Here is a 26,450-nt window from a genome sequence, read left to right on the forward strand (position 1 = left end):
GCACGCGCACGACGAAGCCCCCGCCGCCCCCTCCCCCAAGGTCGAGCTGGTGCTCGACGTCAGCGGTTCCATGCGCACCCGGGACATCGACGGCCAGTCCCGGATGGTCGCCGCGAAGCAGGCGTTCAACGACGTGCTGGACGCGGTGCCCGAGCAGGTGCAGCTCGGCATCCGGACGCTCGGTGCGGACTATCCGGGCGAGGACCGCAAGGTCGGCTGCAAGGACACCCGGCAGCTCTACCCGGTCGGCCCGCTGGACCGTACGGAGGCCAAGACCGCGGTCGCCACGCTCGCCCCCACCGGCTTCACTCCGATCGGCCCGGCCCTGCTCGGCGCGGCCGACGATCTGGAGGGCGGGGACGGTTCGCGGCGGATCGTGCTCATCACGGACGGGGAGGACACCTGCGGGCCGCTCGACCCGTGCGAGGTGGCCCGGGAGATCGCCGCACGCGGCACCCACCTGGTCGTGGACACGCTGGGTCTGGTGCCCAACGCCAAGATCCGCCAGCAGCTGACCTGTATCGCTGAGGCCACCGGCGGGACGTACACCGCCGTCCAGCACAAGGAAGAACTCTCCGGCCGCGTCAAGCAGTTGGTGGACCGGGCCGCCGAGCCCGTCGTCACTCCGGTGGCGACTGAGGGGGCCGGAAGCTGTTCCGGCGCACCCGAGTTGAAGCCGGGTCTCTACACCGACCGGGCGGAGATCGCCCAGCACCGCTGGTACCGCGTCGACGTGCTGCCCGGTCAGGAGCTGCGCGCCTCGGCGAGCGTCGCGGCCGACCGTGCCGTGGACGACGACTACGGGGTCCTGCTGCGCGCGGTGACCGCGCACGGACGCGAGATCGTCCGGGGTTCCGAAGCCGGGACCGGCCGGACCGATGTGATCTCGTCCGGGCTGCGCTATCCGAAGCCCGAGGCGGGCGACGGTGACGACGGCGACGGCAAGCCCGCTGCCGAGACCGTCTGCCTCCAGCTCGCCCACTCCTTCTCCGCGCCCGCCTCGGTGAAGAAGTCCCCGGGCCTGCCGGTCGAGCTGACCGTGGATCTGGTGGACGGCCCGGACAACGCCTCGGACGTGGCCGCCTTCGGGCTCGGCCGCGGCTGGTGGCTGCTCGGCGTGCTCGTCCTGACCGGACTGGTCGCGGGCCTGCTGACCGGCTGGATCTCACGCTGGCGCGTCGCCGTCTGGAGGACCAACTGATGCGTACGACCCCTCGCCCTCGCCGCACCCGTGGCATACGACGCGCCCTCACCGGAACGCTGCTCGCCGGGCTGACCCTCCTCACCACGGCTTCACCGGCGGTGGCGGACGACCCGTCCGCGAGCGCGAGCCCGGCCGGGGACGAGGCCGGGCCCACGGAGGCCGGCACCACGTTCCGTACGGCGACCGCCCTGAAGCAAGGCCAGTCCGGCATCGCCCAGGCCTCCGCCGGCGACTACCTGTACTGGGTGTTCCCGGCCGACGCCGGTCAGCGGCCCACCGTCCGGGCCACGGTCAAGCTGCCCGAGAGCGCCGCCCGGCGCGGTACGTCCACCTGGCAGGTCGACGTGTACGACGGGCTGCGCCGCCGCCAGGCCTGCATGTACGGGCACCAGACCAGGAAGGCGGCGGCCGACGCGGCCACCGTCGAGCTGTCATGCGTACTGCGGCCGGTGCGGTCCTGGTCCGAGCCGTGGGCGAACGACCCGTTGCCGGGGAGCTACTACATCCGCCTCGCGGTGGTGGACCTGCCCGCCGCCGACTTGGGGCTGCCGGTCGGCGTCCAGGTGAGGACGAGCACCAAGGAGGTAGGCGGATCCCACGACGGGGACGGCACGCTCTCGGAGCCGTTGGTCCCCGGCGTCTCGGTCGCCTCGACGAACGAGACGGGCGAGACGGGCGAGGCTGATGACGGGGGTCCTTCGGCCGCGCCCCGGACCGTCGCCACCGGCGAGCCCGAGGACGGCTGGGCCTCTGGCTGGTGGACCGACCGCTGGCTGTGGACCGTGGGCGGTGGCGTGCTCGCCGCGCTGGCGGCCGTGTTCGGCTACTCGCTGACCCGGGGCCGGGGCCGGCCGTCCCACGTTCCGCCCGGCGTCTGACCGTCCCACCGGCCGCTCCCCGAGTGGCGGCCTCCCCCGGCCTCGAAGATCCTGGCCCCCGACAAGGGCGGGATCTTCGAGGTCGGGGAGGCACGGCCGGTGTGGCAGTTCTTCGCGGACAACCCGTGGGTGGCGGTCTTCGCCGTCATCACGGTCGGCTCGCTGCTCGGCCTGGTGCGCTTCGGCCCGGTCCGGCTCGGCGCGGCCGGGGTGCTGTTCGTCGGCCTCTTCGTCGGGGCGCTGGACGAGGACATCGCCGCCGCCGTGCCCGCCGGGGTCTCGGCGCTGGGCCTGGCGCTGTACGTGTACACCGTCGGCCTGGAGTCGGGCCCCGCGTTCTTCCGTGAACTGCGCGGCCAGCTCCCGGTGATGGCCGGTGCCGTGGTGGCCCTGGCCGTCACCGCGGCCGTGGTCGGCTTCGTCGGACACAGCGGGTTCGGCATCGACGGGCCGTTCCTCGCGGGCGGCTACGCCGGCATCGGGACCACCACCCCGGGCCTCGCCGCCGCCCAGGACGCCTCCGAGGATCCGACGCAGCCCGCCGTGGGGTACGCCATCGGCTACCCGCTCGCCGTCGTCATCACGATCATGTTCATCTCGGCGATCGCGGCCCGCCGCCGCTGGACCGCCCGCCGCGACCCCGACTCGGGACTGCCGTCCACGCTCGTCACCCGTACGGTCGAGGCGGCCCGGGACATGCGCTGGGCGGATGTGCCGGGCGTCGCCACGCACCGGGTGCTGGCCAGCGAGTACCGCCCGGCCGGCGCCGCCACCCGCGTCGCCCGGCAACTGGACCGCCTCTCCCCCGGCGACCTGGTCGTCCTGGTCGGCGGCGAGGACGACGTACGGGCTGCGACCGACGCGCTCGGGGCTCTCGCCCCGCGCCATCTGCTGGACGACCGCAGCACGGTGGACTACCGGCGGGTCCTGCTCACCAACCCGGAGCTGGCCGGGCACACCGTCGCCGAGCTCGGGCTCGGCGAGAAGTACGGGGCTCTCGTCAGCCGGGTGCGGCGCGGCGACTTCGACATGCTCGCCCACGACGATCTGCTGCTCCAGCTCGACGACCGGGTGCGGGTGGTGATGCCGCGCGAGCGGACGAGCGAGGTCACCACGTACCTCGGGGACACCGAGGCGAAGGTGAGCGAGGTCAGCGCGGTCAGCCTGGGCCTGGGGCTCACTCTGGGCTTCCTCATCGGCATCCCCTCCCTCACCCTGGGTTCCGCCACGCTCGCCCTGGGCACCGGGGCCGGCCCGCTGGTGATGGGCATGCTCCTCGGCCGGCTCCGGCGCACCGGCCCCCTCGTCTGGACCCTGCCGACCCGGGCCAACCTGACCCTGCGCCAGATCGGGCTGCTGCTCTTCCTCGCCGTCGTGGGGCTCACCTCGGGCTACTCGTTCCGGGAGAACGCCTTCTCGCTGTTCGGGCTGAAGCTGGCGGCGGTGCTGGCGATCGGCGCGGTGGTCAGCTACACCCTGATGGTGCTGGTCGCGAAGGCGCTGGGGCAGAGCCGGGAGCGGACGATGGGACTGCTGTCGGGCTATGTCGGCAACCCGGCGATCGTGGCGTACGCCAACAGCCGGGCGAGCGACAGCCGGATCAACAACGGCTACTCGACGCTCTTCGCGCTCGCCATCCTGGTCAAGATCGTCTGCATCCAGCTGATCGTCGGCCTCTGATCGACGGGACACCCCCTAGGCTGACCCCTTCACCGGCGGCTGCGGCGAAAGGCAACGGGATGGGCGAGGCGACGACGTACGTGCGGTTCCAGAGCACCGAGCGCAGCCCTCGGGGACACTTCCCCGGGATCTTCGCGCTGGCCAACGGCCTGGCCCGGGAGGACCGTCTCACCGAGGAGCAGCGCCGATTCTGGCGAGCGGGGAACGACTGGTACGACGCCGCGTACACCGACCCCTCGCGGGTCGACCCGGCGGTGTACGACCCCGCCGTGAACCCGGGTGCGGTCGCCTGGTTCAAGGCGACCGCGACCCATCTGCTGGACCGGATCCCGGGCTACCTCGCACTGCTGGCCGCGCACGGGGTGCCGTGCGCGCGGCTGGAGTCCGCGGACCCCGGCAGGATCGTGTACGAGGACGACGTCCAGATCGTCGTCGTGCCCCGGCCCGGCAGCGGGCACGCGGCGGGAGCGGACGCCGAAGCGGATGCGGCAGAGCGCGCTCAGGACAGCCGTACGCTCAGCTGACGGCCCGCTTCCCGGTAGCCCAGCGCCTGCGCGACCCGGCGGGAGGCGGTTGGCCGGGCCCGCCACTGCGGCAGCAGCCCGGCGGTGAGGGCGTGCGCGGTCGCCGCGTGCGCCACCTGTCGGGCCAGGCCCCTGCCCCGTGCGTCCGGCGCGGTCAGCACGCAGAGGTGGGCGGTGTCGCGCGGCCAGCGCTCGTAACCGGCGGCGGCGAGCACCTCCGGGCCCTTCCGTACGACGAACACCGGTGAGGTGACGTCCGCGAGACCGCTCTCGCCCGCGTCCGACTGTCCCGCCTCCGCCAACAGCGAGCGCAGGGCGGGGTCTCCCGGAGTCAGGCTCCCGACCGGGTCCGCCGCGGCCGTCGCGACGGGGCGTAGGTCGTCCGGGGCCAGGTAGCCGAGGACGGCGGGGCCGAGCGTGTCGGCCACCGGCAGCAGTCCGGCGACGGTGGCGGGGTCGGTGAGCCCGTCCGTGGTCAGGCCGTCGAGCGCGGACCGTACGGAATCGGCGGACCGGTCGGTGGGCGCGGTGATCAGCGCGGAGTCCCCGACGGCCACCACGCCCACCCAGGACGGCGGGGCCAGCGACGACTCCGGTGCGACGAACACCGCCGGGTGACCGGGAGTTCCGAAGGCGGCGGCCGGTTCGGCGGACAGCTCCCGCCACAGCGCACGGGCACGGGAGATCAGCTGGGCGGTCGGCATGGCGGGATTTTCGCACGCCCGTGAAACTCTCACCGCACCATGCGTTCGAATCCGTGGGGCCCTCCGAATACGCTCGACAGCTCGCTTGCTCCACAGGGCTCATGACGGTTTCCGGCCACGCCCTGTCGACGCCCTGGTGGAGTGCCGCCCTCGTCCTGTTCGATGGGGATCGAACGGTCGCGCGCCGGCAGTGGCGCGCCCAGGGAGCGGAGTTCCTCGATGTCCACCCAGACCGGTCCGGCGCACGACACCCGGCCCCGCGACCACGCGTTCACGCCGGGGCCCAAAGGGCTGCCGCTCGTGGGGAATCTGCCGCAGTTCGGGAAGAACCCGCTGGCCTTCTTCGAACTCCTGCGTGGGCACGGGGACATGGTGCGCTGGCGGTTCGGCCGCAACCGGTGCGTCTTCCTCGCCGACCCCGACTGCATAGGCGAGTTGCTGACCGAGACGGAGCACACCTTCGACCAGCCGAAGCTCGGCATCGCGTTCCGCACGGTGCTGGGCAACGGGATGATCGTGGCGCGCGGCCGGGACTGGCGGCGCAAGCGGTCGCTGGTGCAGCCCTCGGTGCGGCCCAAGCAGGTGAAGTCGTACGCGGCCACGATGGCCGACTGCGCGGTGGAGCTGGCGGACCGGTGGTCGGACGGCCAACGCGTCGACGTCAAGCAGGAGATGGCCGCGCTGACCCAGAAGATCGCGGTGCGCACGATCTTCGGGGTGGACACCCCGGCGGACTCCGAGGCGATGGGCCGGGCGATGGACGTCGCGCAGATGGAGATCGGCAAGGAGTTCGCCGGGATCGGCGCGCTGCTCCCCGACTGGGTGCCGACACCCGGCCGCGCACGCATCAAGAAGGCCGCCGCCGTCATCGACGCCGAGGTGGGCCGGGTCGTCGCCCGGCACCGGGACGGGGAGGAGGAACGCCCGGATCTGCTCAGCCGGTTGCTCACCGCCGTCGACGAGAGCGGGACGCACCTCAGCGACGACGAGATACGCGACGAGACGGTCACGCTGTACATAGGCGGTCATGAGACGACGAGTACGACGCTGGTGTGGGCGTGGTATCTGCTCGCCCGCAACCCCCGGGTGCGCGACGCGCTCGCCGAGGAGCTGGACCGGGTGCTCGGCGACCGGGAGCCCGGCTTCGAGGACTACGCCCGACTGACGTACACCCAGGCCGTGGTGAAGGAGACCCTGCGGCTGTACCCGGCGGTCTGGCTGATCACCGGGGTCGCCAAGGAAGGGGCGGTGATCGGGGGGCTGCCGATCGAGGAGGGCACCCGGGTGTGGAGCAGCCAGTGGGCCACGCAGCGGGACGCGCGGTGGTTCCCGGAACCGGAGGAGTTCCGCCCCGAGCGCTGGGACGCGGAGGGCGGCGACGAGATCGCGGAGTACGCGTGGTTCCCGTTCGGCGGCGGACCCCGGGTCTGCATCGGTACGCGCTTCGCGATGGTGGAGGCCGTCCTCCTGCTGGCCGTGCTGGCCCGCCGCTTCACCCTGGACGTCGACCAGAGCGAGATCACGCCGGTGACGGGCCTGACCCTCCAGCCGGACCGGGACGTCACGGCGACGGTCCGGGCACGGTGACGGGACGGCGCCCGGTCCCTGGGGAAGGGATACGGGCGCCGGGCGCACAGCGGTCGGCGCCCGGCTCCGTTTCGAGGAACCGGGCGCCGGACAGCGTCAGTTCTTCGGCAGCCACTTCTTCCAGACGTCCGGGTGGCGCTCGATCCAGCGCTTCGCCGCCTCCTGGGGAGTCAGCTTCTGCGAGGCGATCATCTCGGACACCTCGTTCTGGTCCTTCTCCGACCAGTGGAACTTCTTCAGGAACGCGGACGCGTCCCCGCCGCGCTCGGCGAAGTCGGCGTTGAGGAACTTCTGCAACGGCGTCGTCGGGTACGCGCAGTCGATGTCCGCCGGGTCCTTCGCGGCGCACTCGTCCGTGTACTCGGGGAGCTTCACCTCGACCATCGGCACCTCGTTGAACAGCCACTGCGGCTGGTACCAGTAGCTGAGGAAGGGCTTCTTCTCCTTGGCGAACTGCTGGATCTGGGTGATCTGGGCCGCCTCGGAGCCGGCGAAGACCACCTTGTAGTCCAGGTCCAGGTTCTTCACCAGGGCCACGTCGTTGGTGACGTAGGACGGCGAGCCGTCCATCAGCTGGCCCTTGCCGCCGCTCTCGGCGGTCTTCAGCTCGTCCGCGTACTTGTTGAGGTTCTTCCAGTCGGTGACGTCGGGGTTCTTGTCGGCCCAGTATTTGGGGACGTACCAGCCGATGTGGCCGGTGACGCCGAGGTCGCCGCCCCGGACGATGGTCTTCTTCTCGTCGATGTACAGCTTCTCCTGGTCCGGGTGGCCCCAGTCCTCCAGGATCGCGTCGACGCGGCCCTGGCTGAGGGCGTCCCAGGCGGGGACCTCGTCGGTCTGGACGAGGTCGACGCGGTAGCCGAGCTCCTCCTTGAGGAGCTGCTCGGCCACGGCGACGTTCGCCTGCGCGCCGACCCAGGACTGGACGGAGAGCGTCACCGTCTTGACCCCTGCGGGGGCCGCGAACGGGGAGGCCTGCTTGGTCATGTCGGCGGCGCCGCAGCCCGACGTGGCGAGCAGGGCGGCGGCCGACGACAGCGCCGTGATCAGGCGCGTACGGGAGCGGTTCATCTCAGCTCTCCTGTCGCTGGCGGCGGGTGGTGGGCTGGGTGACCCGGTCGAGCATCAGGCCGAGGCAGACGATCGCCGCTCCGGCGACGAGTCCGGTGGCCAGGTCGCCCTGGGCGAGGCCGAGGACGACCTCGTAACCGAGGGCGCCGGAGCCGACGAGTCCGCCGATGATGACGACGGCGAGGACCAGCACGACCGCCTGGTTGACGGCGAGCAGCAGGGAGGGCCTGGCCAGCGGGATCTGGACCTGGCGCAGTTGCTGGCCCGGGGTCGCGCCGAGCGAGCGGGCGCACTCCATCGCCGCCGGGTCGACGCCCCGCAGCCCCTGGGTGGTGATGCGGATGACGGCGGGCAGCGCGTAGACGACCGCGGCGGCGGCGGCGGGGGCGCGGCCGACGCCGAAGAGGGCGACGACGGGGATCAGGTAGACGAACTGCGGCATGGTCTGGAAGACGTCCAGCACCGGGCGCAGCAGGCGCTCCAAGCGTTCACTGCGGGCCGCGCCAATGGCGACGCCGAAGCCGATGACCAGGGTGACCGCGACGGCGGCGAGCACCTGGCTGAGGGTATCCATCGAGGGCTCCCACACACCGAGTACGCCGATCGCGGCCATGGCGAGGACGGCGGTGGCGGCGGTGCGCCAGGTGCCGATGGTCCAGGCGAGGGCGGCGACGATCAGCAGCACCGACCACCAGGGCAGGCCGGTGAGGCCGCTGCGCAGCGGGTTGAGGACGCCGCTGGTGAAGTGGGAGGCGAGGTCGGCGGTGCCGCCGACGACCGGTACCCCGGTGTAGAGGTGGTCGACCATCCAGTCCTTGGCGGTGTTGACCGGTCCGGCGATGGCCACGGTCATGTCGTCGGGCCAGACCTGGCCGTCCGTGGCCCGTCCGACGACGGCGACGGCCGCGGTGATCACGGCGGCCAGGGACCAGCCGCGCCAACCGCGCAGCAGGGCCGGGCCGGTCGGTTCGGCGCCGATACGGCGGCCCGCCGCCTCGGTCGTACGGTCGAGCACGACGGCCAGCAGCACGATCGGGATGCCTGCGGCGAGCGCGGCGCCGACGTCCACGGAGGACAGCGCCTGGTAGACGCGGTCGCCGAGGCCGCCCGCGCCGATCACGGAGGCGATGACGGCCATGGAGAGGGCCATCATGATGGTCTGGTTGAGGCCGAGGAGGAGTTCCTTGCGGGCCAGCGGGAGCCGGGCGCTCAGCAGTCGCTGGCGTCCGGTCGCACCGAGCGAGGTGACGGCCTCCATGACGCCGCCGTCCGCGCCGCGCAGGCCGAGCGCGGTGAGCCGGGCCATCGGCGGGGCCGCGTACACGACGGTGGCGAGGACCGCTCCGGGGACGCCGATGCCGAAGACCAGTACCACCGGGAGCAGATAGGCGAAGGCGGGCAGCACCTGCATGGTGTCGAGCACCGGGCGCAGGATGCGGAACACGCGGTCCGAGAGTCCGGCCGCGAGGCCCAGGAGCAGCCCCAGAACGACGGAGGCGAGGACGGCGACGACCATCAGCGCGAGCGTCTGCATGGTCGGCACCCACATGCCGAGCAGCCCGCAGAGCAGGAACGACACACCTGCGGTGAGGGCGAGCCGGATCCCCGCGACGCGCCAGGCGACGGCGGCGGCGAACACGGTGACGCCGGCCCAGCCGAGCGCCAGGAGGATCAGGTAGACGCCGCGTACGGAGAGGACGACGGCGTTGCTGATGTGGCCGAAGAAGTAGAGGAACAGCGGGTGGCTGTCGCGGTTGGAGACGATCCAGTCCGTGACCTCGCCGAGCGGGGCGGAGAGGTCGGCGGTCAGCGCGTCGGGCCAGATCCCGCCGCCCCAGCGGCCGTGCACGAGGGGCACGACGACGACGGCGACGAGCGCGAGCAGCAGGAGCTTCGCGGCGGCGGGGCGGTCACGGAGGGCGGCCAGCGGCCCCCGGTTCGCGCCCGCGCCGGTGGGGCGGGCCGGGGTGGCCTGTGCGGTGGCCATCAGGCGGTCACCTCGCGGGAGCCGTCCGGTGCGTCGGGGGCTCCGGTGGCCCCGGACGTGGAGGCGGTCGACGCGGGCGTGGCCGCTGCGCCGGGTCCGGAGGTTCCGGCGACGACGTCGAGCAGGCACGCGTGGTCGACGACGCCGACGAGCCGGCCGCCGTCCATCACCCGGGCGGCGGGGTCGCCGGAGCGGGAGACCGCCTCGATGGCCTCGGACACGGTGGCGTCGGGGCGTACCGCCGGGCCGCGTTCGCTCTCCCCGGCGAGCGCGGGCCGCATGGCGGTGGCGACGGTGAGGACCTGCTCGCGCGGCACGTCGCGGACGAACTCGCGGACGTAGTCGTCCGCGGGCGAGCCGACGATCTCCTCGGGGGTGCCGAGCTGGACGATGCCGCCGTCGCGCATGAGCGCGATCCGGGTGCCCAGGCGGAGCGCCTCGCTGAGGTCGTGGGTGATGAAGACCATGGTGCGGCCCTCCTCACGGTGCAGTCGGACCACCTCGTCCTGCATCTCGCGGCGGATCAGCGGGTCCAGCGCGCTGAACGGCTCGTCGAAGAGGAGGACGGACGGGTCGACGGCGAGTGCGCGGGCGAGGCCGACGCGCTGCTGCTGGCCGCCGGAGAGCTGGGACGGGCGGCGATCCTCCAGGCCGGCCAGACCGACCTTCGCCACCAACTCGGCTGCCTTGGCACGGCGTTCGGCCTTGCTGAGGCCCTGGATCTCCAGGCCGTAGGCGACGTTGTCCAACACCGTGCGGTGCGGCAGGAGTCCGAAGTGCTGGAAGACCATCGCGGCGCGGTGGCGGCGCAGTTCGCGCAGCCGGGAGCGGTCCATCGCGAGGACGTCCTCGCCGTCGATGGCGAGGGTGCCGCTGGTCGGCTCGATCAGCCGGGTCAGACAGCGTACGAGGGTCGACTTGCCGGAGCCCGACAGGCCCATGACGACGAAGACCTCGCCCTTGCGGACGTCGAAGGAGACATCGCGGACGGCGGCGGTGCAGCCGGTGGCCTCGCGCAGTTCGGCGGGCGGGAGCGAGGCGTGCTCGCTGCCGGGGATGCGGTCGGCCTTGGGGCCGAAGACCTTCCAGAGGTTGCGTACGGAGAACACGGCGTTCTCGTCGGTCGCGACGGCCCCGGTGTTCGGGGCGGGCTCGGCGGCCTTGAGAGTCTCGGTTCCGGTCATCGGACATCGCCTCCGGTGCTGGTGCTGGTGCTGGTTCCGGCGGCCGGCGCGGTGTCACGCGCCTGGTCCGCGAGGAGTTCGGCGCACTTCTCGCCGACCATGAGGACCCCGATCATCGGGTTGACGGCGGGCATCGTCGGGAAGACGGACGCGTCGGCGATCCGGATGCCCTGAAGGCCGCGGATGCGCAACTGCGGGTCCACGACGGCCTGCTGGTCGTCGTCCGCGCCCATCTTGCAGGTGCCCGCCGGGTGGTAGACGGTGTGCGCGACCTTGCGGGCGTACTCGCTGATGTCCTCGTCCGATGTGACCTCGGGGCCGGGGCACACCTCGCGCTTCAGCCAGTGGGCGAGCGGCTCGGTGGCCGCGATCTCGCGGGCGAGCTTGATGCCGTCGACCAGGGTGCGGCCGTCGTGGTCGTCCTCGTCGGTGAAGTACCGGAAGTCCAGGGCCGGCTTGACCTCGGGGTCGGCGCTCGTGAGGTAGAGGCGGCCCCGGCTGCGCGGCTTGGGGATGTTCGGGGTCATCGACACCCCGTGCTCGGGCTTCTCGTAGCCGAGCCGCTCAGGGTTGTCGGTGAACGGGATCTGGTAGAAGTGGAACATCAGGTCCGGGCCCCGGGATCCGGGGTCGCGGCGGACGAAGAGTCCCGCGTCGGAGTCCATCGCGGAGTTCTCCGGGATGGGCCCGTCGGTCTCCCAGACGATGACGGACTCGGGGTGGTCGAGCAGGTTCTCGCCGACGCCCGGGAGGTCGTGGCGGACGTCGATGCCCAGCGCGGTCAGGTCCTCGCGGGGACCGATCCCGGAGTGCATCAGCAGCCGGGGCGTGTCCACCGCGCCCGCGCAGACGATGACCTCACGGGCGGCGCGCAGGAGGATCTCCTCGCCGTCCTTCGTACGGACGTGTACGCCAGTGGCGCGGGTGCCGTCGAACTCCAGGCGGTACGCCCACGTCTCCAGCAGGATGCGGAGGTTCGGGCGGTCGCCGGCCTCGATGTGCGGGTGGAGGTAGGCCACCGAGGCGGAGGAGCGCTTGTTGTTCTCGGGGTGGTAGGCGAGGTCGAAGAAGCCGACGCCCTCGTGGAACGGCTTGCTGTTGAAGCTGTCCACGCGCGGGACTCCGGCCGCCTCCTGGGCGGCGTCGACGAAGTCGCGGGCGATGGCGTTGCGGTCCTTCTCGTCGACCGGGACGATGTTGTTGCGCAGCTTGGCGAAGTACGGGTCCATCGCGGCGGCGTCCCAGCCCTCGGCGCCCGCCTCGGCCCACTCGTCCCAGTCGCCGGGGAGCGGCTTGAAGCTGATGAGGGTGTTGTGCGAGGAGCAGCCGCCCAGCACCCGGGCGCGGCTGTGCCGGATGTGGCTGTTGCCGCGTGGCTGTTCGGTGGTGGGGTAGTCGTAGTCGAGGTCGCCGCCGAGGAGGCCGAGCCAGCGGCGCAGCGTGAGCACGTCGTCGCGGTCGATGTCGGTGGGGCCGCCCTCGATGACCGTGACGGTGACGTCCGGGTCCTCGGTGAGCCGGGAGGCGATGACCGATCCGGCGGTGCCGCCGCCGACGATCACGTAGTCGGCCACGGGTCCTTCGGGGTCGGGGACGGCGGTGCTGCGGGGGGTGGAAGGCATCGGTCACTGCTCCTTCTGCAAGGTTCGTGCGTGTACGTGGTGCTGCGAACAGCCGGGCGGGGCCGGGCGGTTACGGCTCGGCCCCCGCAGGCGTCAGCCGGCGAACCAGCGCTGGGGGCGCGGGTTCAGGTTCTGGTAGATGTGCTTGGACTCGCGGTACTCGGCGAGACCGGTGGGGCCGAGCTCACGTCCCGTGCCGGACTTCCCGAAGCCGCCCCACTCGGCCTGCGGGAGGTAGGGGTGGTAGTCGTTGATCCAGACGGTGCCGTGGCGCAGCCGTCCGGCGACCCGGCGGGCCCGGCCGGCGTCGGTCGTCCAGACCGCGCCCGCGAGGCCGTAGTCGGTGTCGTTGGCCAGCGTGATGGCCTCTTCCTCGGTACGGAAGGTCTCGACGGTGAGAATCGGGCCGAAGGTCTCCTCGCGGACCACCTTCATCTCCCGGTGGCAGCCGTCGAGGACGGTCGGCCGGTAGAAGTAGCCGCCCTCGGGCCGTACGTCGTTCGGCTCCGGGCGCTCGCCGCCGGCCCGGACGATCGCGCCCTCCTCGCGGGCGGAGGCGACGTACGCCTCGACCTTGGCGAGCTGCTGGGCGGAGACGAGGGGGCCGCACTCGACGCCGTCGAGGGTGCCCCGGCCGAGGCGGATGGCGTCGGCTCGGCGGGCCAGCTCGGTGACGAACCGCTCGCTGACGGAGTCCTGGACGATCAGGCGGGCGCCGGCGGAGCAGACCTGGCCGCTGTGGAAGAACGCGGCGTTCAGCGCCTGGTCCACGGCGGTGTCGAAGCCCTCCTCGGTGGCGCAGGCATCCGCGAAGACCACGTTGGGGTTCTTGCCGCCGAGCTCCAGGGCGACCTTCTTCACGGTCGGCGCGGCCGCCTGGGCCACCTTCGTACCGCTGGCGAGGCCGCCGGTGAAGGAGACCAGGTCGACGTCCGGGTGCTCGGAGAACCGGGCGCCCACCGGGTCGCCCGCGCCGGTGACGAGGTTGGCGGCCCCGTCGGGGAGCCCGGCCTCGGCGAGCAGCTTGATCAGGTGGACGGTGGAGAGCGGGGTGACCTCGCTGGGCTTGAGCACGAAGGTGTTGCCGGCGGCGAGGGCCGGGGCGATCTTCCAGCTGGCCTGGAGGAGGGGGTAGTTCCAGGGCGCGATGAGGGCGCAGACGCCGACGGGCTCGTGCACGACGATGCTGTGGACGTCGGGGTCGCCCGCGTCGACGACCCGGCCGCCGCTCTCGTTCATCACGAGGTCGGCGAAGTAGCGGAAGGCGTTGGTGACGTCGTCGACGTCGACGCGGCCCTCCTCCAGGGTCTTGCCGGTGTCGCGGCTCTCGGTGATCGCGATCTCCTCGCGGTCCCGCTGGAGCAGCTCGGCGACCCGGCGCAGCAGCCCGGCCCGCTCGGCGACGGGCTTGTGCGGCCAGGGGCCGTCGTCGAAGGCGCGGCGCGCCGCCGCGATCGCCGCGTCGGCATCCTCGGCCCCGCCCTCCGCGACGACGGCCAGGACCGTGGCGTCGGCGGGGTCCAGGACCTCGCGCGTCGCGCCTGATCCGGCGGCCCGCCAGGTGCCGTCGATGTGGATGGTGTTGAGCGCCGACATGTCGTTTTTCGCCTTCCGTGCCTGAAATGCCCCCTCCGGTTCGGCCGGGGCGTACGCATGGCGGGCCGAGGTATGGCGCACCAGCGGCCTGGACCCCTCCCCCATCCCGCAGAATGTATGCCGAGAATTTCACGCAGAGTGATGCGCCTCACGCGCGGCGGGCCCGGCGGGGCGTTCCCGGGCCCCGGAAAGGGCGGCCCGGTGCTGGTCAGGCGCGCGGTCGCGGGGCCGCCAGCCTCTGTGCGGCGTGCTCCCACACCTCCGGGCCCTCCCCCGCGACGGCGGCGGCGAACCGCTCCGGGCGGGCGAGGAGCCGCCGGTGGCCGGGGTGGAGCGCGATGTGCGCCAGCAGCCAGCCCGCCAGCGCCTGCGGGTTCCCGCCCCCCGGCATGTCCGACCAGCGCTCCCGGTACGCCTCCCGGGCCGCCGCGGCCTCCCCGCGGAGCAGCAGTACGTCGGCGTGGCACGGCTCGGCCACCGGGCGGTCCGCGCCGGAAACCGCGTCCGGCCCCTGGGCCGCCACGAGGTCGGGGCGGAGGTAGAGCGCGCCACGCGCGTCCTGCCAGCGGGCGCGTTCCGCGACCGGGACGAGCAGGGGCGGCCGGACGGGCGGGAACGGGCCGCCGGAGCGCACCGCGGCCGCCAGCCCGGCGCGCTCCTCCTCCGCGCACCGCAGATGACGCAGCCGCCACTCGGTCCGGTGGCCGGCCGCCGCCGCACGGGCCAGCGCCACGGCCCGCCCGTCCACCGGTTCGCGCAGCCAGCCGTCGACGGTGCGGGTGAGTCCGGCGACCAGCCGGCGGCCGGGTCCGGTGAGCGCGGCGCGGGTCGCCAGGGTCCGCAGGACCGTACGGGTCTGGAGGCGGCGGAGCGCGAACCGGAACGGTGCCAGGTCCAGCGGGTCCGCCGCCCGGTCCCCGATCCGGTTCCGCCAGAATCCGGCGACGCCGACGAAGGCGTACGCACCGTGGAGCAGCCCCGGCAGATGGCGCGGGTCCGGACGCCACGGGGCGTAGTGCTCCTCCGTACGGTCGTCGTCGAGCAGGGTGAAGAGGTGGAGCAGCGCACCGAGCTTGCTGTGCTGGAACTCGTGGACCATCGCCTCGGCGAGCGCGGCGCCGCTCGGCGGCTCCGCCACCACCATGGAGCCGAACGCGTCCGCGGTGGAGGCGCTGAGCCCCTCGACGGGGCCGTTCGACAACCGTCCGGGCCAGGGCACGATGCGTCTGACCTCCTCGACGCGGAGCGTGCCCGGGCCGGAGTCGGTACGCGCGGCGGAGGCAGGGGCAGCACGCTCGGCGGAGGCGGCACGCTCGGCCGAGACTGGGGCGGGGGCCGGGTCGAGCAGCGTGACCGCTTCGGCGAACAGGCTCTGCCAGGTGGCGAGTTCGCGTGGCGTGAGCCGGCGGGGCGGGATCGGCCGGTCGAGGTCGCGGTAGGGGGCGGTGTCGTCGAGGGCGACCTCGGGCCCGCCCCGCCCGACCGGCAGCCGGTGCATCGGCCACCACACGGCACTCTGCGGTGCGGTGAGCGGGCGCAGGGTCAGGGTGGTCGCGCCCGTGCCCCGTACGGTCGGGGCGAGGAGCAACTCCCCTTCCCGTACGCGCGCGTGGAGCGGCTGGAAGCCCAGCAGCGGGATGCCCGGCAACCGGGCGAGGCCGAGCGTCGGCAGGGCCACCGCGCCTTCCCTGGCGGGCACCACGAGGTCGGCGGCCGTCCCGGCCCGCAGCGCGGCCACCAGGGCGACGGCGGCCAGGTGCCCGGTGTCCACCCAGAGCGGCGGGCCGGCGGAGGTGCCGTGCAGGCGGCGCAGGGCGTGGGCGAGCCAACTGCCCACCTGCGGGCCGATCAGCAACTCCTCGGCGCAGCCCGGCTTCCGCGCCTCGGCCTCTTCGACGGTCCGCCAGATGGTGCCGAGGTCGGCGGGGCCGAGCAGGGCGGGCCGCTCCTCCAGCCGGCTCAGCAGCTCCCCGATCAGGAGGAGGCGCCGGGACCGCTCGCCCTGCGCGAGGAAGCCGACGGCCTCCACCGACCCGCCGCCCGTGGCCAGTTCGTCGAACCAGTGGCCGGGCATCCGTAGGGGTGCGTGCACCCGCTCTCCTCTGTCGTGTTCCCGACGCGGCCCGGGGGATCCCGCTCGTCGGGAGGACCGCGCAGCGCTCAGTCGGCGCGAGCGTTGGGCGGGCCGTCGTTGGACAGCGTGCTGGTGCGCGCTCTTCGGATCTCTTCCAGCAGACGCTGTCGGGGCGCGGGAACGAGATCGCGCACGTCGGCGACGCCTACCTCCGCGAGGTCCGTGACATCGGACTCCAGATAGTCGGCCGGATCACCGACCGATGGCGTCTGCTGCAAGGCCTGTTCCCCCTTTTCGATCCGGCGGCACACGATGCCACCCGCCCCTTCCCATCATGACGAATGGGTTGCCTTCCGGAAACCCGTGCGATCACGCCATGCGATCAGGGAGCCGGTCGGTTCTCGGCCAGGAACTCCCTCAGGGCTTCCTCCAGTTCGGCCGCGTAGACCAGCGCTTCGGGGCCGTCGGGCCGATGGATCATCTTGCGGACCACATGCATCATGTCGATGCGGGGGGTGCTGTCCGGGTAGGTCAGTTCGATGTCGAGCCGGTACGCCACCGTGGCGACGAACTCGTACCGCTGGCCGCGGTCCCTGACGCAGTCGAGCAGGGTCAGCGCATCGACCAGGGTCTGCACCAGGTCCGGTCCCGGGCGCTCGTGCGGGACAGGGTTCATCGCCGACCATCCCCCGCCGAGTCGGTCCAACTCACATGGCTGGACGCGAAGTTACTACGGTTGAATCTTCGGCAACCAGGATCTTGCCCGGCCCCGCCTCACCCTTTCGACCTCCGCTTCGACTTCTGCTTCGACCTGCGCCTCAGGCTCGGGGAGCGGCCGCGGGGGGGACGGGCCCGCCGGAACGCCCGGTCCCGTTCGGGCACCCGGCCGAGGGGGCCCGCCGACCGGAGCACCACGTCCAGGGCGCGGTCGGGGTCGGCGGCGTACACCGTGCTGAACCAGGCCATGTTGGCCTCGACGACCGCCCATGCGGGGGCGCGGCCGGGCCGGCGCAGCCGCCCGACGTCCACGACGACGGCTCCGGGCAGGGTGTGGCCGCACTCCTCGGTGAGCCGGTGGGCGAAGGCGCGTACGGCGGCCTCCTGGGCGTGGCCCGCCAGGGGAGCGGCGTCGAGGTGCCCGTACACGGCGTATTGCGACCCGGTGCGGATCTCGCCGTCGAGCAGGAAGAGCCTGAACTCGTCCTCCCAGGTGACGACTTCGCTGATCTGGACGAGTGGGTCGCCGGAGCCGGGAGGGGGCGGCGGCAGACTGGAGCCGTCCGGGTGGACCGCGGCGGGGAAGCTCTTGTCGGTGGGCGGTTTGACGAAGAGCGGGCCGGGGCGTCGGCGGGCCTCGGAGAGGTGCACCCGGCGGACGTCACGGCCGGTGAAGGCGGGCGGCAGGGCGTCCAGCCATCCGTCGTGCGGCTCCAGGAGCGCCACGCCGAGCGGACCGGCGACCCGGGCGGCGAAGCGCGGGCCGCCGTAGTAGTGCCCGTCCTCGCGCTTCCGGTACCGCTCGGGCACCCCGTCGGCGGGCAGCACGGTGACCTCCATGCCGCGGCGGCGGGCCGCGTCGGCCAGGAGGGAGGCCGTGCCGGAGCGGTGCGGCGCGAGCGCCAGGAACCCAGGCAGGAACCCCGGTCCGGATGTCATACGGCCCCCCTCCCCCGCTCGCCGGTCGCGCCGTCAGCCCAGGAGGACGGGGAAGGCGGCCATGTCGTTCTGCGTCATCACCGGAAGCTTGGTGATCTCCTCGTCCGGGACGGCGAGGCGGAGTCCGGGGAAGCGCGCGAACAGGGCGGGCAGCGCGATGCCCGCCTCGACGCGTGACAGGGCAGCGCCGGGGCAGATGTGCGGGCCGTGGCCGAAGGTCATGTGGCGGCCCCGGGTGGGCCGGGTGATGTCGAAGGCATCGGCGTCGGGGCCGTGCTGCTCGACGTCCCGGCCGATGGCCCGGTAGGAGATGACGACCCCCTCGCCCTTGCGGATCACGTCGTCGCCGACGGCTATGTCCTCGGTGGCGAACCGCATCAGCAGGTGGGTCGTCGGCGTGTCCCAGCGCAGCGTCTCCTCGACCACCGCGTCCCAGCCGGCCTCCCCGTCGAGCACCTTGCGCAGCTGGTCGGGGTGGGAGAGGAGGGCGCGTACAGCGTTGAGGACGAGTCCGATGGTGGTCTCGTGCCCGGCGGCGACCATGGCCTTGAGGTTGCCCACCACCTCCTCCTCGGTGAGCGGTTCGCCGCCCTCCTCGGCCAGGATCAGCGCGCTGGTGAGGTCGTCGGTGGGGCGGGCGGTCCTCTCGCGTACGAGGTCGGTGTAGAAGACGTCCAACTCGGCGAGCAGCGCCAGGCGTTCGTCCTGCGGGGTGAGCATGGAGAAGAAGGCCTTGTACTGCCGGGTGAGCATGGCGTGCTGGGACTCGTCGACGCCCATCAGCATGCCGACGACCTTCATCGGCAGCGGCTGGGCGAACACCGCCTTGAGGTCGACGACCCCGTCCTCGCCCCGTGCGGCGTCGAGGGCGTCCAGCAGCTCGTCGGTGAACTTCTCGATGTCCGGGCGGATCGCCTCCAGGCGGCGGGGAGTGAGCGCCTGGGAGGTCTTGGTACGCAGCCGGCGGTGTTCGGACCCGTCGACGGTGAACATGGAGCGCCCGGCGTCGATCATGCCGATCAGCGGCCATGCACGTGTCACCACGCCGCTCTGCCACAGGCCCCAGGCGTCGAGGTCCTTCACCAGCCGGGGGTCGACGAGGAGTTGGCGCGCCTCGGCGTGCCGGGTGACCGTCCAGGCCGGGACGCCGAGCAGGTCGATCCGGGCGAGGACCCCGGCGTCGCGCAGCCGTGCGGTCTCGCCGTCGAGGTCCTGGACCATGGGGTCGATGGTGATGACCCCGGCGCTCCGGCCTGCTTGTGCGGCTTCGGCGTGCGGGCAGTTCACAACGCGTCTCCTGTCGTGCGTACGGGGGTGAAGCGGACGGGCAGCGCGGTCGTCCCGCGCAGGAAGGCGGACGGCCGGCGGACCAGTTCGGTTGCGGGGACGGCCAGTTCGAGGTCGGGCAGCCGGTCCAGCAGCACCTCGATGCCGGTACGGGCGATGATCTCGGCGATCTCCTGGGCCGGGAAGGGACAGCGGTACTCGCCGTGGCTGAACGCGAGGTGCGCGCTGTTGCCGCCCTGCCCGGAGCGGACGGCGGAGGCGGTGACCTGCTCCCGGATGTGGGGGTCGGCGTTGGCCGCGCCGAGGCCGAGGAGCAGCAGGTCGCCGCGGGCGATGTCCCGGCCGCCGAGCCGGGTGTCGCGCGCGGCCCAGCGGCCGGCCAGGATCTGGGTGGGGCCGTCCTCCCAGAGCACCTCGTTCATGGCCTCGGCGACACTGTGCCGGCCGCCGGACAGCGCGTCGGCGAACTGGTCCTCGGTGAGCATCAGCCGGGTGGAGTTGCTGATCCAGTCGGCGGTGGTCAGGTGCCCGGCGGCCGTGATCGCCATCAGGTCGAGCGCGTACTCCTCGTCGGTGAACGGCTCGGGGTGGGCCAGCATCCGCGAGGTCACGTCGTCGCCGGGCCGGGCCCGCTTGCCGGCGACGAGCTTCTGCATGTGCTCGCCGAAGCGCAGGTGCGCCTTCTGCGCGCCGGGCCCGCCGTCGGCGAGGTCCTTGAGCACCCGCGCGATGTCGGCGCCCTCGTCGTCGGGGAAGCCGACGAGCCGGGCGAGCACGAGGACGGGCAGCGGTTCGGCGAACTCGGCGACGAGGTCGGCGGTTCCCCGGCTGCACACGGCGTCGATGAGCCGGTCGGCCAACTGCTCGCAGTGCTGCCGGATTTCGAAGGGGTCGGCCCCTTCGAGGGCGGGGACGACCAGGTCGACGTGGCGGCGGTGCTCGGCCCCGGCGGTGAAGTAGACGGACGGCATCGGGGTTCCCACCATGGGCAGCAGCGGCCAGTCGGCGGGGATGTTCTCCCACTGGTTCCACAGGGAGACGTCCCGGGGGTACAACTCCCCGTCGCTGGTGACCTGGTGGAGTTCCCGGTAGCCGATCACCAGCCAGGCGGGAACGCCGCCGGGCAGCTCGACCGGGACGACGGGACCGTGATCGCGCCGCATGGACCGGTAGAGCTCCTGCGGTTCGGCGGAGAAGCCGGGCCCGCCGAGCGCGACGGCACCCGTACCGGCGCCCAGGGGGCAGCCTCCGCCGGCGCCGGTCGTGGACGCGGGCGTGGCGGACGAGGGGTTCGTCATCGTACGGACTCCAGTGGCGGCGACTTCGCGCGTTGCGACCATACGATCAACGCGGCACCACTATAAGGAGATTCCGTGAACCCTTGGGCCCTGTTCGCGCTCATTTTCGCCCGAACTCCGACCGGTGCGGGCCGACTTTCCGTCGTATCCCCTGTGGCGTCATCGCATCTTCGATCACAAGATCGGCCACCCTCGCGCAGGTGATCGCGCCGGTTCCCTTTCCGGCTTACGTGTTCCGGAACCCGCCCCGGCCTCGCACTGCAGTCCGGCCGCTCTACGATCGGGGGCGTGTGCGCAGACGTCATGGTCGCCGAGGACGACGAGAAGCAGGCCGAGCTCGTACGCCGCTATCTGGAACGGGAAGGACACGCCGTACGGGTCGTGGGCGACGGCCTCGCCGTGCTCGACGCCGTCCGGCACCGGGAACCCGACCTGCTCGTCCTCGATGTGATGATGCCCCGGGCCGACGGCCTGGACGTGGTGCGGGTGTTGCGGGCCGAGGACCGCGAGCTGCCGGTGCTGATGCTGACGGCCCGTTCGACCGAGGACGATCTCCTGCTCGGTCTCGACCTCGGCGCCGACGACTACATGACCAAGCCCTACAGCCCGCGCGAGCTGATGGCCCGCGTCCGCACCCTGCTGCGGCGCACCCGGCGGCCCGCCGCCCCGGAGGCGGTGGCCGAGGACCCGGTCCTGCGCGTCGGCGCCCTGGTGGTCGACCCGGAGCGGCACGAGGTGTCGGTGGGCGGCGCGGCGGTGGAGTGCACCCCGGGCGAGTTCCGGATCCTGGCGGCCCTGGCGGCGGGCCCGGACCGGGTGTTCAGCCGGCAGCGGCTCCTGGAGGAACTCCACGGGTTCGACCGCTACATCAGCTCCCGGACCGTCGACGTGCACGTCATGAACCTGCGCAAGAAGATCGAACGGGCCCCGCGACGGCCGGAGCGGCTGCTCACCGTCTTCGGCGTCGGCTACAAGCTGACCGACCCGGCGAAGGCCGCGGCCCGCCGTGCGTAGGGCACGGGGGCAGAGGGCTCGGCGGGAGGCTGGGCGGAAGGGGCCGCCGGACCGGGCGCGGCTGCCGGCGGGGCGGCCGGATCGAGCACGGCTGCCGTTGCGGCGGAGTCTGCTGGGGCGGTTGCTCGCCGTCTCGGCGCTGGTGGCCGCGTGTTCGGTGGCGGCCACGGCCTGGATCGCCGTACAGACCACCTCGGGCGCGATCAAGCAGGAGCAGGGGCAGAACCTCACCGCGGACGCCCGGATCTACGACACCCTGCTGGAGTACGCCGCCCGCAACCCGACCTGGGACGGGGTCGGTGCGACGGTGCGGGAGCTGGCCCGGGAGTCGGGCCGACGGGTCGCCCTGACCACGCAGGGCCGGCAGCCGCTCGCGGACTCCGCCACCGAGCCGACCGCCCCGGCGCTCCCGCCGCAGGCGTCGGCCGTGGTCGACCCGTTGTCCGTGGACACCGTCCTGGCGGCGCGCGGCACGGACGGGCAGGGGACGGCGGCCGACCGGATCGATCCCCGGGCGGTGGGGCCGTTCCGGTTGTCGGCGGCGGACAGCCGGGCGCTGCGGCGGACGGCCGACGACAAGGTGGAGTGCCTGAACCGGGCGGGGATCGCCTCGGACGTGGTGGTCGGCACGAGCGGCCGCCCCCGGGTGCAGGTCGTGGGCAACGATCCCGAACGCGCGCTGGGCACGCGCTGCGATCTCGCGGCCCTCGACACGCCCACCCGTTCGGAACAGAAGGCACTCGACGCGCTCACCGAACTGTCCGACTCCTGCCTGGAGCGGCAGGGCCGCAAGGGCGTACGGCTGAACAGCGACCTGTCCTGGGGCGACCCGGCCTCGGTTACCGTGCCGGGTGAACCCGGGGCGCTCGTGCCGCGGCCGGTGCCCGAGCCGCGCGACGCCCCGGCGGAGCAGGCCGCACCGTCGGTCGAGATGCCGGAGCGAACCGGGGAGAACGACCGGGCCATCGCGTCTTGTGTGGGCACGGCCCGGAGCGAACAGCTCAGTTCGTACGTGGCCTCCCCCGCCCTCCTCTTCATCGGCGACGAGAGCGGCGCGACGCTGCCCGGGTTCGACCTCTCCCCGGCAAACACGGCGAAGATCGCCGGGGCCGCGGCGCTGGTGCTGACCCTCACGGTGGGCGCGTCGGTGTTCGCGGGAGCCCGGCTGGTGCGCCCGCTGCACGCGCTGACCGGGGCCGCGCAACGTATGCGGGACGGGGAGGAGTCGGCGTCGGTACCCGTGTCGGGGGACGACGAGGTGGGGCGGCTGGCCGCGGCGTTCAACGACATGTCGGCCCATCGGGCGCGGCTGGAGGAGCAGCGCAAGGCGATGGTGAGCGACGTCGCCCATGAGCTGCGCACCCCGCTGAGCAACATCCGGGGCTGGCTGGAGGCCGCCCAGGACGGACTGGCCGACCCCGACCCGGCGTTCGTCGCCTCGCTGCTGGAGGAGGCGGTGCTGCTCCAGCACATCATCGACGACCTCCAGGACCTGGCGGCGGCCGACGCCGGGGTGCTGCGCCTGCACCCGGAACCCGTCGAGGCCCGGGAGCTGCTGAGCCAGGTCGCCGCCGCGCACCAGGCGCGGGCGGAGAACGCGGGCGTCACGCTCACGGTGGCGGCGGCGACCACCGCGCCGGATCCGTCGGCCCTGTCGGCCCTGTCGGCCCTGTCCGCGGACCCGGTCCGGCTCCGGCAGGCGGTGGGCAACCTGGTGTCCAACGCCGTACGGCACACACCGGAGGGCGGACGGGTGACGTTGACGGCGTACGTCGCGGGGCCGGACGCCTCCGGGCAGAGCGGCGGGACGGTGGTGATCGAGGTGACGGACACCGGATCCGGTATCCCCGCAGACGACCTCCCCCATGTCTTCGACCGGTTCTGGCGTGCCGAGAAGTCCCGCAGTCGTCGCACGGGCGGGAGCGGCCTCGGCCTGGCCATCGTCCGCAAACTGGTCGAGGCGCACGGCGGCACGGTGGAGGCGACGAGCACCGAGGGCGAGGGGTCGACGTTCGCCCTCCGGCTGCCCGGCGCCTCGGATCAAGACCGCCGTCCGGCCCCTGATGGGATGACCACAGCGTTCTGACAGCTTCTTCATATCTCCACGCCAGCCTGGCGGCATGCCCCGTCCCCGGTGCGAACCGGCATCCGGGAACGTCACGGGGCCGAGTATGGAATGGAGCCATCCGTATGACCGCTTTCACCTCTCGCCGCACCCTGCGTGCCGCCGTTCTCGCCGCTGTCGCGGCCGGCGCGGTGCTGGTCCCGTCCGCAGCCGCCTTCGCCGACGCCTCCCCGAAGCCGTCGGAGTCCACCTCGGCCGCGCCGTCCCCGGAGCGGAGCGAGGCCGCCGCGGAGGCCCCGTCCGAAGCCCCGAAGGACGCCGCCCCGGCTGCGACCCCGCGCGGCGGCGTGGCGGCGGGCGACCGCCCGGCACCCGCGGCGAAGGAGGCCGCCCCGGAGCAGGCCGCTCCGGCGGTCACCCCACTCGGCGGTGTCGCCGCGGGCGAGCGCGCGGCCGGCAGCGGCGACAACAGCACCACGGTGCTGGCCGGTTCGGTGGCCGGGGCCGCGCTGCTGGCGGGCGCGGGCACGCTCGTGCTGCGCCGCCGCTCGGCGGCGGCCGGCCACAACGGCTGACCCGCACCACGCACTACCGCTGATTGTGGCGTCGCCCCGCACCGGGGCGGCGCCACACCCACTCACCGCCCCGCCCTGAATCCGGAGCTCTCTGTGCCGTCCCGTACGCCCCACCGCTTCCGGCGGACCGCTGCCCTGCTGACCGCCCTCGCGGCCTGCGCCGCCCTGGCCGGATGCACGTCCGCCGAGCCCACCGCGGCGACCGCCGCCACACCCTCCGCGTCGGCGCGGGACGAGGAGGGCTCAGGATCGACCGCGCCGCCCCGGACCGACGATCCGGAGCGGTCGGCTCCCACGGAGGTCACCATCCCTTCCATCGGCGTACGGAGCACTCTCATGGAGCTGGGCCTCAACGCGGACGGCACGGTCGAGGTCCCGCCGGCGGAGAAGGGCATGACGGCGGGCTGGTACCGCGGCGGGTCCGCGCCCGGCGCACCGGGACCTGCCGTCCTGATCGGCCACAACGACACCCGTTTCGGCCGGGCCGTCTTCCACGACCTCAAGAACATCCGCGACGGCGCCGAGGTGCTGGTCCGCGACGGCGCGGGGAAAACCCTGCGCTTCACGGTCACGGGCAAGGAAGCGGTCAGCAAGAAGGCGTTCCCCACCGAGAAGGTCTACGGCCCGACGAAGGGCAGCACGCTGCGGCTCATCACCTGCGACGGGGAGTTCGACGCGGAGGGCCACCCGGTGGACAACCTGATCGTGTACGGCGCCCTCGCCTGAGGTTCGACGTGCTGGACCGGTGATCCCGATGGCAGCCGAGCGGACAGACTCGTGCCACCCGATGTCTACCCGTGGGTAACTGGCGCTGCTTGGATGGGGGTCGCCCGGTACACCCCCCCACTCGACCACAGGAGACCTCGTGCCGAACACCGCGTTCCGCCGCCTGACCGGCGTAACCCTGTCCGCCGCGCTCGCCACCGCCACCCTCGCCGCGAACGCCCCGCAGGCAGCGGCTGCCGAGACCCCCTCGCTGCAGGTGCTTTCGTACAACGCGTTCCTCTTCAGCAAGACGCTGTACCCCAACTGGGGCCAGGACCACCGGGCGGCCGAAATCCCGAAGACGTCGTTCTTCCAGGGCAATGACGTCGTGGTGATCCAGGAGGCCTTCGACAACGGCGCCTCCGACGCGCTGCTGCGGAACGCCGCCGCCCAGTACCCGCACCAGACCCCGGTGGTCGGCCGGAGCAAGAGCGGCTGGGACGCGACGGGCGGCTCGTACTCGGCCACGACGCCGGAGGACGGGGGCGTCACCATCCTCAGCAAGTGGCCGATCGTCCGCAAGGAGCAGTTCGTCTTCAAGGACGCGTGCGGTGGCGACTGGTTCTCGAACAAGGGCTTCGCGTACGCGGTGCTGAACGTCAACGGCGCTCGGGTCCATGTCGTCGGCACCCACGCCCAGTCGACCGACCCCGGCTGCTCGGCCGGCGAGGCGGCGCAGATGCGCAGCCGGCAGTTCAAGCAGATGGACGCGTTCCTCGACGCGAAGAACATCCCGGCCTCGGAACAGGTCGTCGTGGCGGGCGACTTCAACGTCGACGGACACTCGGCGGAGTACGCGTCGTTCCTCTCCGACGCCGGCCTGACCACCCCGGACTCCCGGACGGGCCACACGTACTCCTTCGACACCCGCGACAACTCCATAGCCTCCGAGCGCTACCCCGACGACCCCCGCGAGGACCTGGACCACGTCCTGCACCGCACGGGCCACGCCAAGCCTTCGGGCTGGAAGAACGACGTGATCAAGGAGCAGAGCGCTCCGTGGACGGTGTCCAGCTGGGGCAAGAAGTACACGTACACGAACCTCTCCGACCACTACCCGGTGATCGGCTCCGGCCAGTAACCGACGGCCGGACGTCGCCGCCCCCTCCGCTTTCAGGCGGTGGGGGCGGTCCGGAATGCTGGGGCGGGACCGGACGAAGCACACCGAAGGAGTTCCCGTGAGTGATCCGCAGCAGCCCTTCACCCTCACCCCGGGCGCCGCCGACTCCCCGGTCCTCCTCCACGTACCGCACGGATCCCGCCACATCCCCCGACACGTACGCGCCGGCATCACGTTGGACGATGCCGCCCTGGAGCGCGAGCTCGACCACATCACCGACGCCCACACCGCCGAACTGGCCGCGGCTGCGGCGCAGATCGCACCGACCGCCCCGTGGCGCTTCGTCAACAACCTGTCCCGGCTGGTCGTCGACCCCGAACGCTTCCCCGACGAGCGGGAGGAGATGCTCGCCGTCGGCATGGGCGCCGTCTACACCCGCACCACCCACCGCGCCCCGCTCCGCCCGGGAGGCAGACAGGGGAACGCGGCTGATAGAGGCGCAAACCCAACACCGCAGCACAAACAAGAAAAAATGACGGGACGCGCCCGGAGGGCCCCGGTGATACGGGACCGAAGGAAGCGTCCGTTCCTTGAGAACTCAACAGCGTGCCAAAAGTCA

At 72.8% G+C, this 26,450-nt stretch carries 23 protein-coding genes; 11 read left to right on the top strand and 12 right to left on the bottom strand.

Features of this window, described 5'->3' with window-relative positions:
* From JS521_RS18460 to JS521_RS18475, 4 genes are all read left to right on the top strand, one after another.
* A partial coding sequence (locus JS521_RS18460; protein ID WP_205084074.1) for a VWA domain-containing protein occupies window positions 1–1,201 on the top strand: 1,201 nt, incomplete at its 5' end.
* On the top strand, window positions 1,201–2,082 hold the full coding sequence (locus JS521_RS18465; RefSeq protein ID WP_205084075.1) for a hypothetical protein: 882 nt from the start codon (window positions 1,201–1,203) through the stop codon (window positions 2,080–2,082). The genes JS521_RS18460 and JS521_RS18465, both read left to right, overlap by 1 nt.
* Before the next feature lie 99 nt (window positions 2,083–2,181).
* Window positions 2,182–3,762 (top strand): aspartate:alanine exchanger family transporter, encoded by a 1,581-nt coding sequence (locus JS521_RS18470; protein ID WP_205084076.1) that lies wholly within the window; start codon window positions 2,182–2,184, stop codon window positions 3,760–3,762.
* A gap of 59 nt (window positions 3,763–3,821) precedes the next feature.
* Window positions 3,822–4,286, top strand: coding sequence for a hypothetical protein (locus tag JS521_RS18475; RefSeq protein WP_205084077.1), 465 nt, complete (start codon window positions 3,822–3,824; stop codon window positions 4,284–4,286).
* Here JS521_RS18475 and JS521_RS18480 read toward each other — a convergent pair.
* A complete protein-coding gene (locus tag JS521_RS18480) occupies window positions 4,262–4,990 on the bottom strand; it encodes a GNAT family N-acetyltransferase (protein ID WP_205084078.1) in 729 nt (242 codons plus the stop codon). The two genes, JS521_RS18475 and JS521_RS18480, sit on opposite strands and share 25 nt — an antisense overlap.
* 219 nt (window positions 4,991–5,209) lie before the next feature.
* On the opposite strand from JS521_RS18480, the gene JS521_RS18485 reads away from it, so the two are divergent.
* Window positions 5,210–6,577, top strand: coding sequence for a cytochrome P450 (locus JS521_RS18485; RefSeq protein ID WP_205084079.1), 1,368 nt, complete (start codon window positions 5,210–5,212; stop codon window positions 6,575–6,577).
* 96 nt (window positions 6,578–6,673) lie between these two features.
* Here JS521_RS18485 and JS521_RS18490 read toward each other — a convergent pair whose 3' ends face one another.
* From JS521_RS18490 to JS521_RS18540, 11 genes are all read right to left on the bottom strand, one after another.
* Window positions 6,674–7,648, bottom strand: coding sequence for an ABC transporter substrate-binding protein (locus JS521_RS18490; protein ID WP_205084080.1), 975 nt, complete (start codon window positions 7,646–7,648; stop codon window positions 6,674–6,676).
* A gap of 1 nt (window position 7,649) precedes the next feature.
* A complete protein-coding gene (locus tag JS521_RS18495) occupies window positions 7,650–9,635 on the bottom strand; it encodes an ABC transporter permease (RefSeq protein WP_205084081.1) in 1,986 nt (661 codons plus the stop codon).
* Complete coding sequence (locus tag JS521_RS18500; RefSeq protein ID WP_205084082.1) at window positions 9,635–10,819, bottom strand: quaternary amine ABC transporter ATP-binding protein; 1,185 nt, start codon at window positions 10,817–10,819, stop codon at window positions 9,635–9,637. The genes JS521_RS18495 and JS521_RS18500 overlap by 1 nt, the downstream gene beginning before the upstream one ends.
* Complete coding sequence (locus JS521_RS18505; RefSeq protein WP_205084083.1) at window positions 10,816–12,441, bottom strand: GMC family oxidoreductase; 1,626 nt, start codon at window positions 12,439–12,441, stop codon at window positions 10,816–10,818. The genes JS521_RS18500 and JS521_RS18505 overlap by 4 nt, the downstream gene beginning before the upstream one ends.
* Before the next feature lie 93 nt (window positions 12,442–12,534).
* Entirely contained in the window at window positions 12,535–14,037 is a 1,503-nt protein-coding gene (locus tag JS521_RS18510; RefSeq protein WP_205084084.1) for an aldehyde dehydrogenase family protein, read from the bottom strand.
* A 208-nt stretch (window positions 14,038–14,245) separates the two neighbouring features.
* A complete protein-coding gene (locus JS521_RS18515) occupies window positions 14,246–16,129 on the bottom strand; it encodes an HEXXH motif domain-containing protein (protein ID WP_205084085.1) in 1,884 nt (627 codons plus the stop codon).
* A gap of 68 nt (window positions 16,130–16,197) precedes the next feature.
* Window positions 16,198–16,389: a hypothetical protein gene (locus tag JS521_RS18520; protein ID WP_239487473.1), complete on the bottom strand. Its 192-nt coding sequence runs from the start codon at window positions 16,387–16,389 to the stop codon at window positions 16,198–16,200.
* 104 nt (window positions 16,390–16,493) lie between these two features.
* Window positions 16,494–16,787, bottom strand: coding sequence for an effector-associated domain 2-containing protein (locus JS521_RS18525; RefSeq protein ID WP_239487474.1), 294 nt, complete (start codon window positions 16,785–16,787; stop codon window positions 16,494–16,496).
* A gap of 98 nt (window positions 16,788–16,885) precedes the next feature.
* Window positions 16,886–17,767 carry an ATP-grasp domain-containing protein gene (locus JS521_RS18530; protein ID WP_239487475.1) on the bottom strand — a complete coding sequence of 294 codons (882 nt, stop codon included), beginning with the start codon at window positions 17,765–17,767 and terminating at the stop codon, window positions 16,886–16,888.
* 33 nt (window positions 17,768–17,800) lie between these two features.
* Window positions 17,801–19,054 (bottom strand): cytochrome P450 family protein, encoded by a 1,254-nt coding sequence (locus tag JS521_RS18535; RefSeq protein WP_205084086.1) that lies wholly within the window; start codon window positions 19,052–19,054, stop codon window positions 17,801–17,803.
* A complete protein-coding gene (locus tag JS521_RS18540; protein ID WP_205084087.1) occupies window positions 19,051–20,352 on the bottom strand; it encodes a cytochrome P450 in 1,302 nt (433 codons plus the stop codon). Before JS521_RS18540 ends, JS521_RS18535 begins: the two co-directional genes overlap by 4 nt.
* Window positions 20,353–20,655: 303 nt before the next feature.
* Here JS521_RS18540 and JS521_RS18545 point away from each other — a divergent pair, with 303 nt between their 5' ends.
* The 6 genes from JS521_RS18545 to JS521_RS18570 form a co-directional block, all read left to right on the top strand.
* Complete coding sequence (locus tag JS521_RS18545) at window positions 20,656–21,366, top strand: response regulator transcription factor (protein ID WP_205084092.1); 711 nt, start codon at window positions 20,656–20,658, stop codon at window positions 21,364–21,366.
* Window positions 21,359–23,452 carry a sensor histidine kinase gene (locus JS521_RS18550; protein WP_372448596.1) on the top strand — a complete coding sequence of 698 codons (2,094 nt, stop codon included), beginning with the start codon at window positions 21,359–21,361 and terminating at the stop codon, window positions 23,450–23,452. Before JS521_RS18545 ends, JS521_RS18550 begins: the two co-directional genes overlap by 8 nt.
* 104 nt (window positions 23,453–23,556) lie before the next feature.
* Complete coding sequence (locus tag JS521_RS18555; RefSeq protein WP_205084088.1) at window positions 23,557–24,006, top strand: hypothetical protein; 450 nt, start codon at window positions 23,557–23,559, stop codon at window positions 24,004–24,006.
* Window positions 24,007–24,099: 93 nt separating this feature from the next.
* Window positions 24,100–24,732: a class F sortase gene (locus tag JS521_RS18560; protein ID WP_205084089.1), complete on the top strand. Its 633-nt coding sequence runs from the start codon at window positions 24,100–24,102 to the stop codon at window positions 24,730–24,732.
* A 139-nt stretch (window positions 24,733–24,871) separates the two neighbouring features.
* Complete coding sequence (sph, locus tag JS521_RS18565) at window positions 24,872–25,852, top strand: sphingomyelin phosphodiesterase (RefSeq protein WP_205084090.1); 981 nt, start codon at window positions 24,872–24,874, stop codon at window positions 25,850–25,852.
* A gap of 97 nt (window positions 25,853–25,949) precedes the next feature.
* The coding region (locus JS521_RS18570) for an N-formylglutamate amidohydrolase (RefSeq protein WP_307847911.1) at window positions 25,950–26,450 on the top strand (501 nt) is incomplete at its 3' end.

It is taken from the genome of Streptomyces durocortorensis (assembly GCF_016901035.1).
GTDB lineage: Bacteria > Actinomycetota > Actinomycetes > Streptomycetales > Streptomycetaceae > Streptomyces > Streptomyces durocortorensis.

What these genes read in the sequence shown, in the direction of transcription:
- JS521_RS18490 (WP_205084080.1), bottom strand. Translation starts at nt 7,648, where the DNA reads ATGAACCGCTCCCGTACGCGCCTGATCACGGCGCTGTCGTCGGCCGCC.
- JS521_RS18505 (WP_205084083.1), bottom strand. Translation starts at nt 12,441, where the DNA reads ATGCCTTCCACCCCCCGCAGCACCGCCGTCCCCGACCCCGAAGGACCC.
- JS521_RS18465 (WP_205084075.1), top strand. Translation starts at nt 1,201, where the DNA reads ATGCGTACGACCCCTCGCCCTCGCCGCACCCGTGGCATACGACGCGCC.
- JS521_RS18510 (WP_205084084.1), bottom strand. Translation starts at nt 14,037, where the DNA reads ATGTCGGCGCTCAACACCATCCACATCGACGGCACCTGGCGGGCCGCC.
- JS521_RS18545 (WP_205084092.1), top strand. Translation starts at nt 20,656, where the DNA reads ATGGTCGCCGAGGACGACGAGAAGCAGGCCGAGCTCGTACGCCGCTAT.
- JS521_RS18475 (WP_205084077.1), top strand. Translation starts at nt 3,822, where the DNA reads ATGGGCGAGGCGACGACGTACGTGCGGTTCCAGAGCACCGAGCGCAGC.
- JS521_RS18480 (WP_205084078.1), bottom strand. Translation starts at nt 4,990, where the DNA reads ATGCCGACCGCCCAGCTGATCTCCCGTGCCCGTGCGCTGTGGCGGGAG.
- JS521_RS18495 (WP_205084081.1), bottom strand. Translation starts at nt 9,635, where the DNA reads ATGGCCACCGCACAGGCCACCCCGGCCCGCCCCACCGGCGCGGGCGCG.
- JS521_RS18525 (WP_239487474.1), bottom strand. Translation starts at nt 16,787, where the DNA reads ATGAACCCTGTCCCGCACGAGCGCCCGGGACCGGACCTGGTGCAGACC.
- JS521_RS18540 (WP_205084087.1), bottom strand. Translation starts at nt 20,352, where the DNA reads ATGACGAACCCCTCGTCCGCCACGCCCGCGTCCACGACCGGCGCCGGC.
- JS521_RS18500 (WP_205084082.1), bottom strand. Translation starts at nt 10,819, where the DNA reads ATGACCGGAACCGAGACTCTCAAGGCCGCCGAGCCCGCCCCGAACACC.
- JS521_RS18555 (WP_205084088.1), top strand. Translation starts at nt 23,557, where the DNA reads ATGACCGCTTTCACCTCTCGCCGCACCCTGCGTGCCGCCGTTCTCGCC.
- JS521_RS18530 (WP_239487475.1), bottom strand. Translation starts at nt 17,767, where the DNA reads ATGACATCCGGACCGGGGTTCCTGCCTGGGTTCCTGGCGCTCGCGCCG.
- JS521_RS18485 (WP_205084079.1), top strand. Translation starts at nt 5,210, where the DNA reads ATGTCCACCCAGACCGGTCCGGCGCACGACACCCGGCCCCGCGACCAC.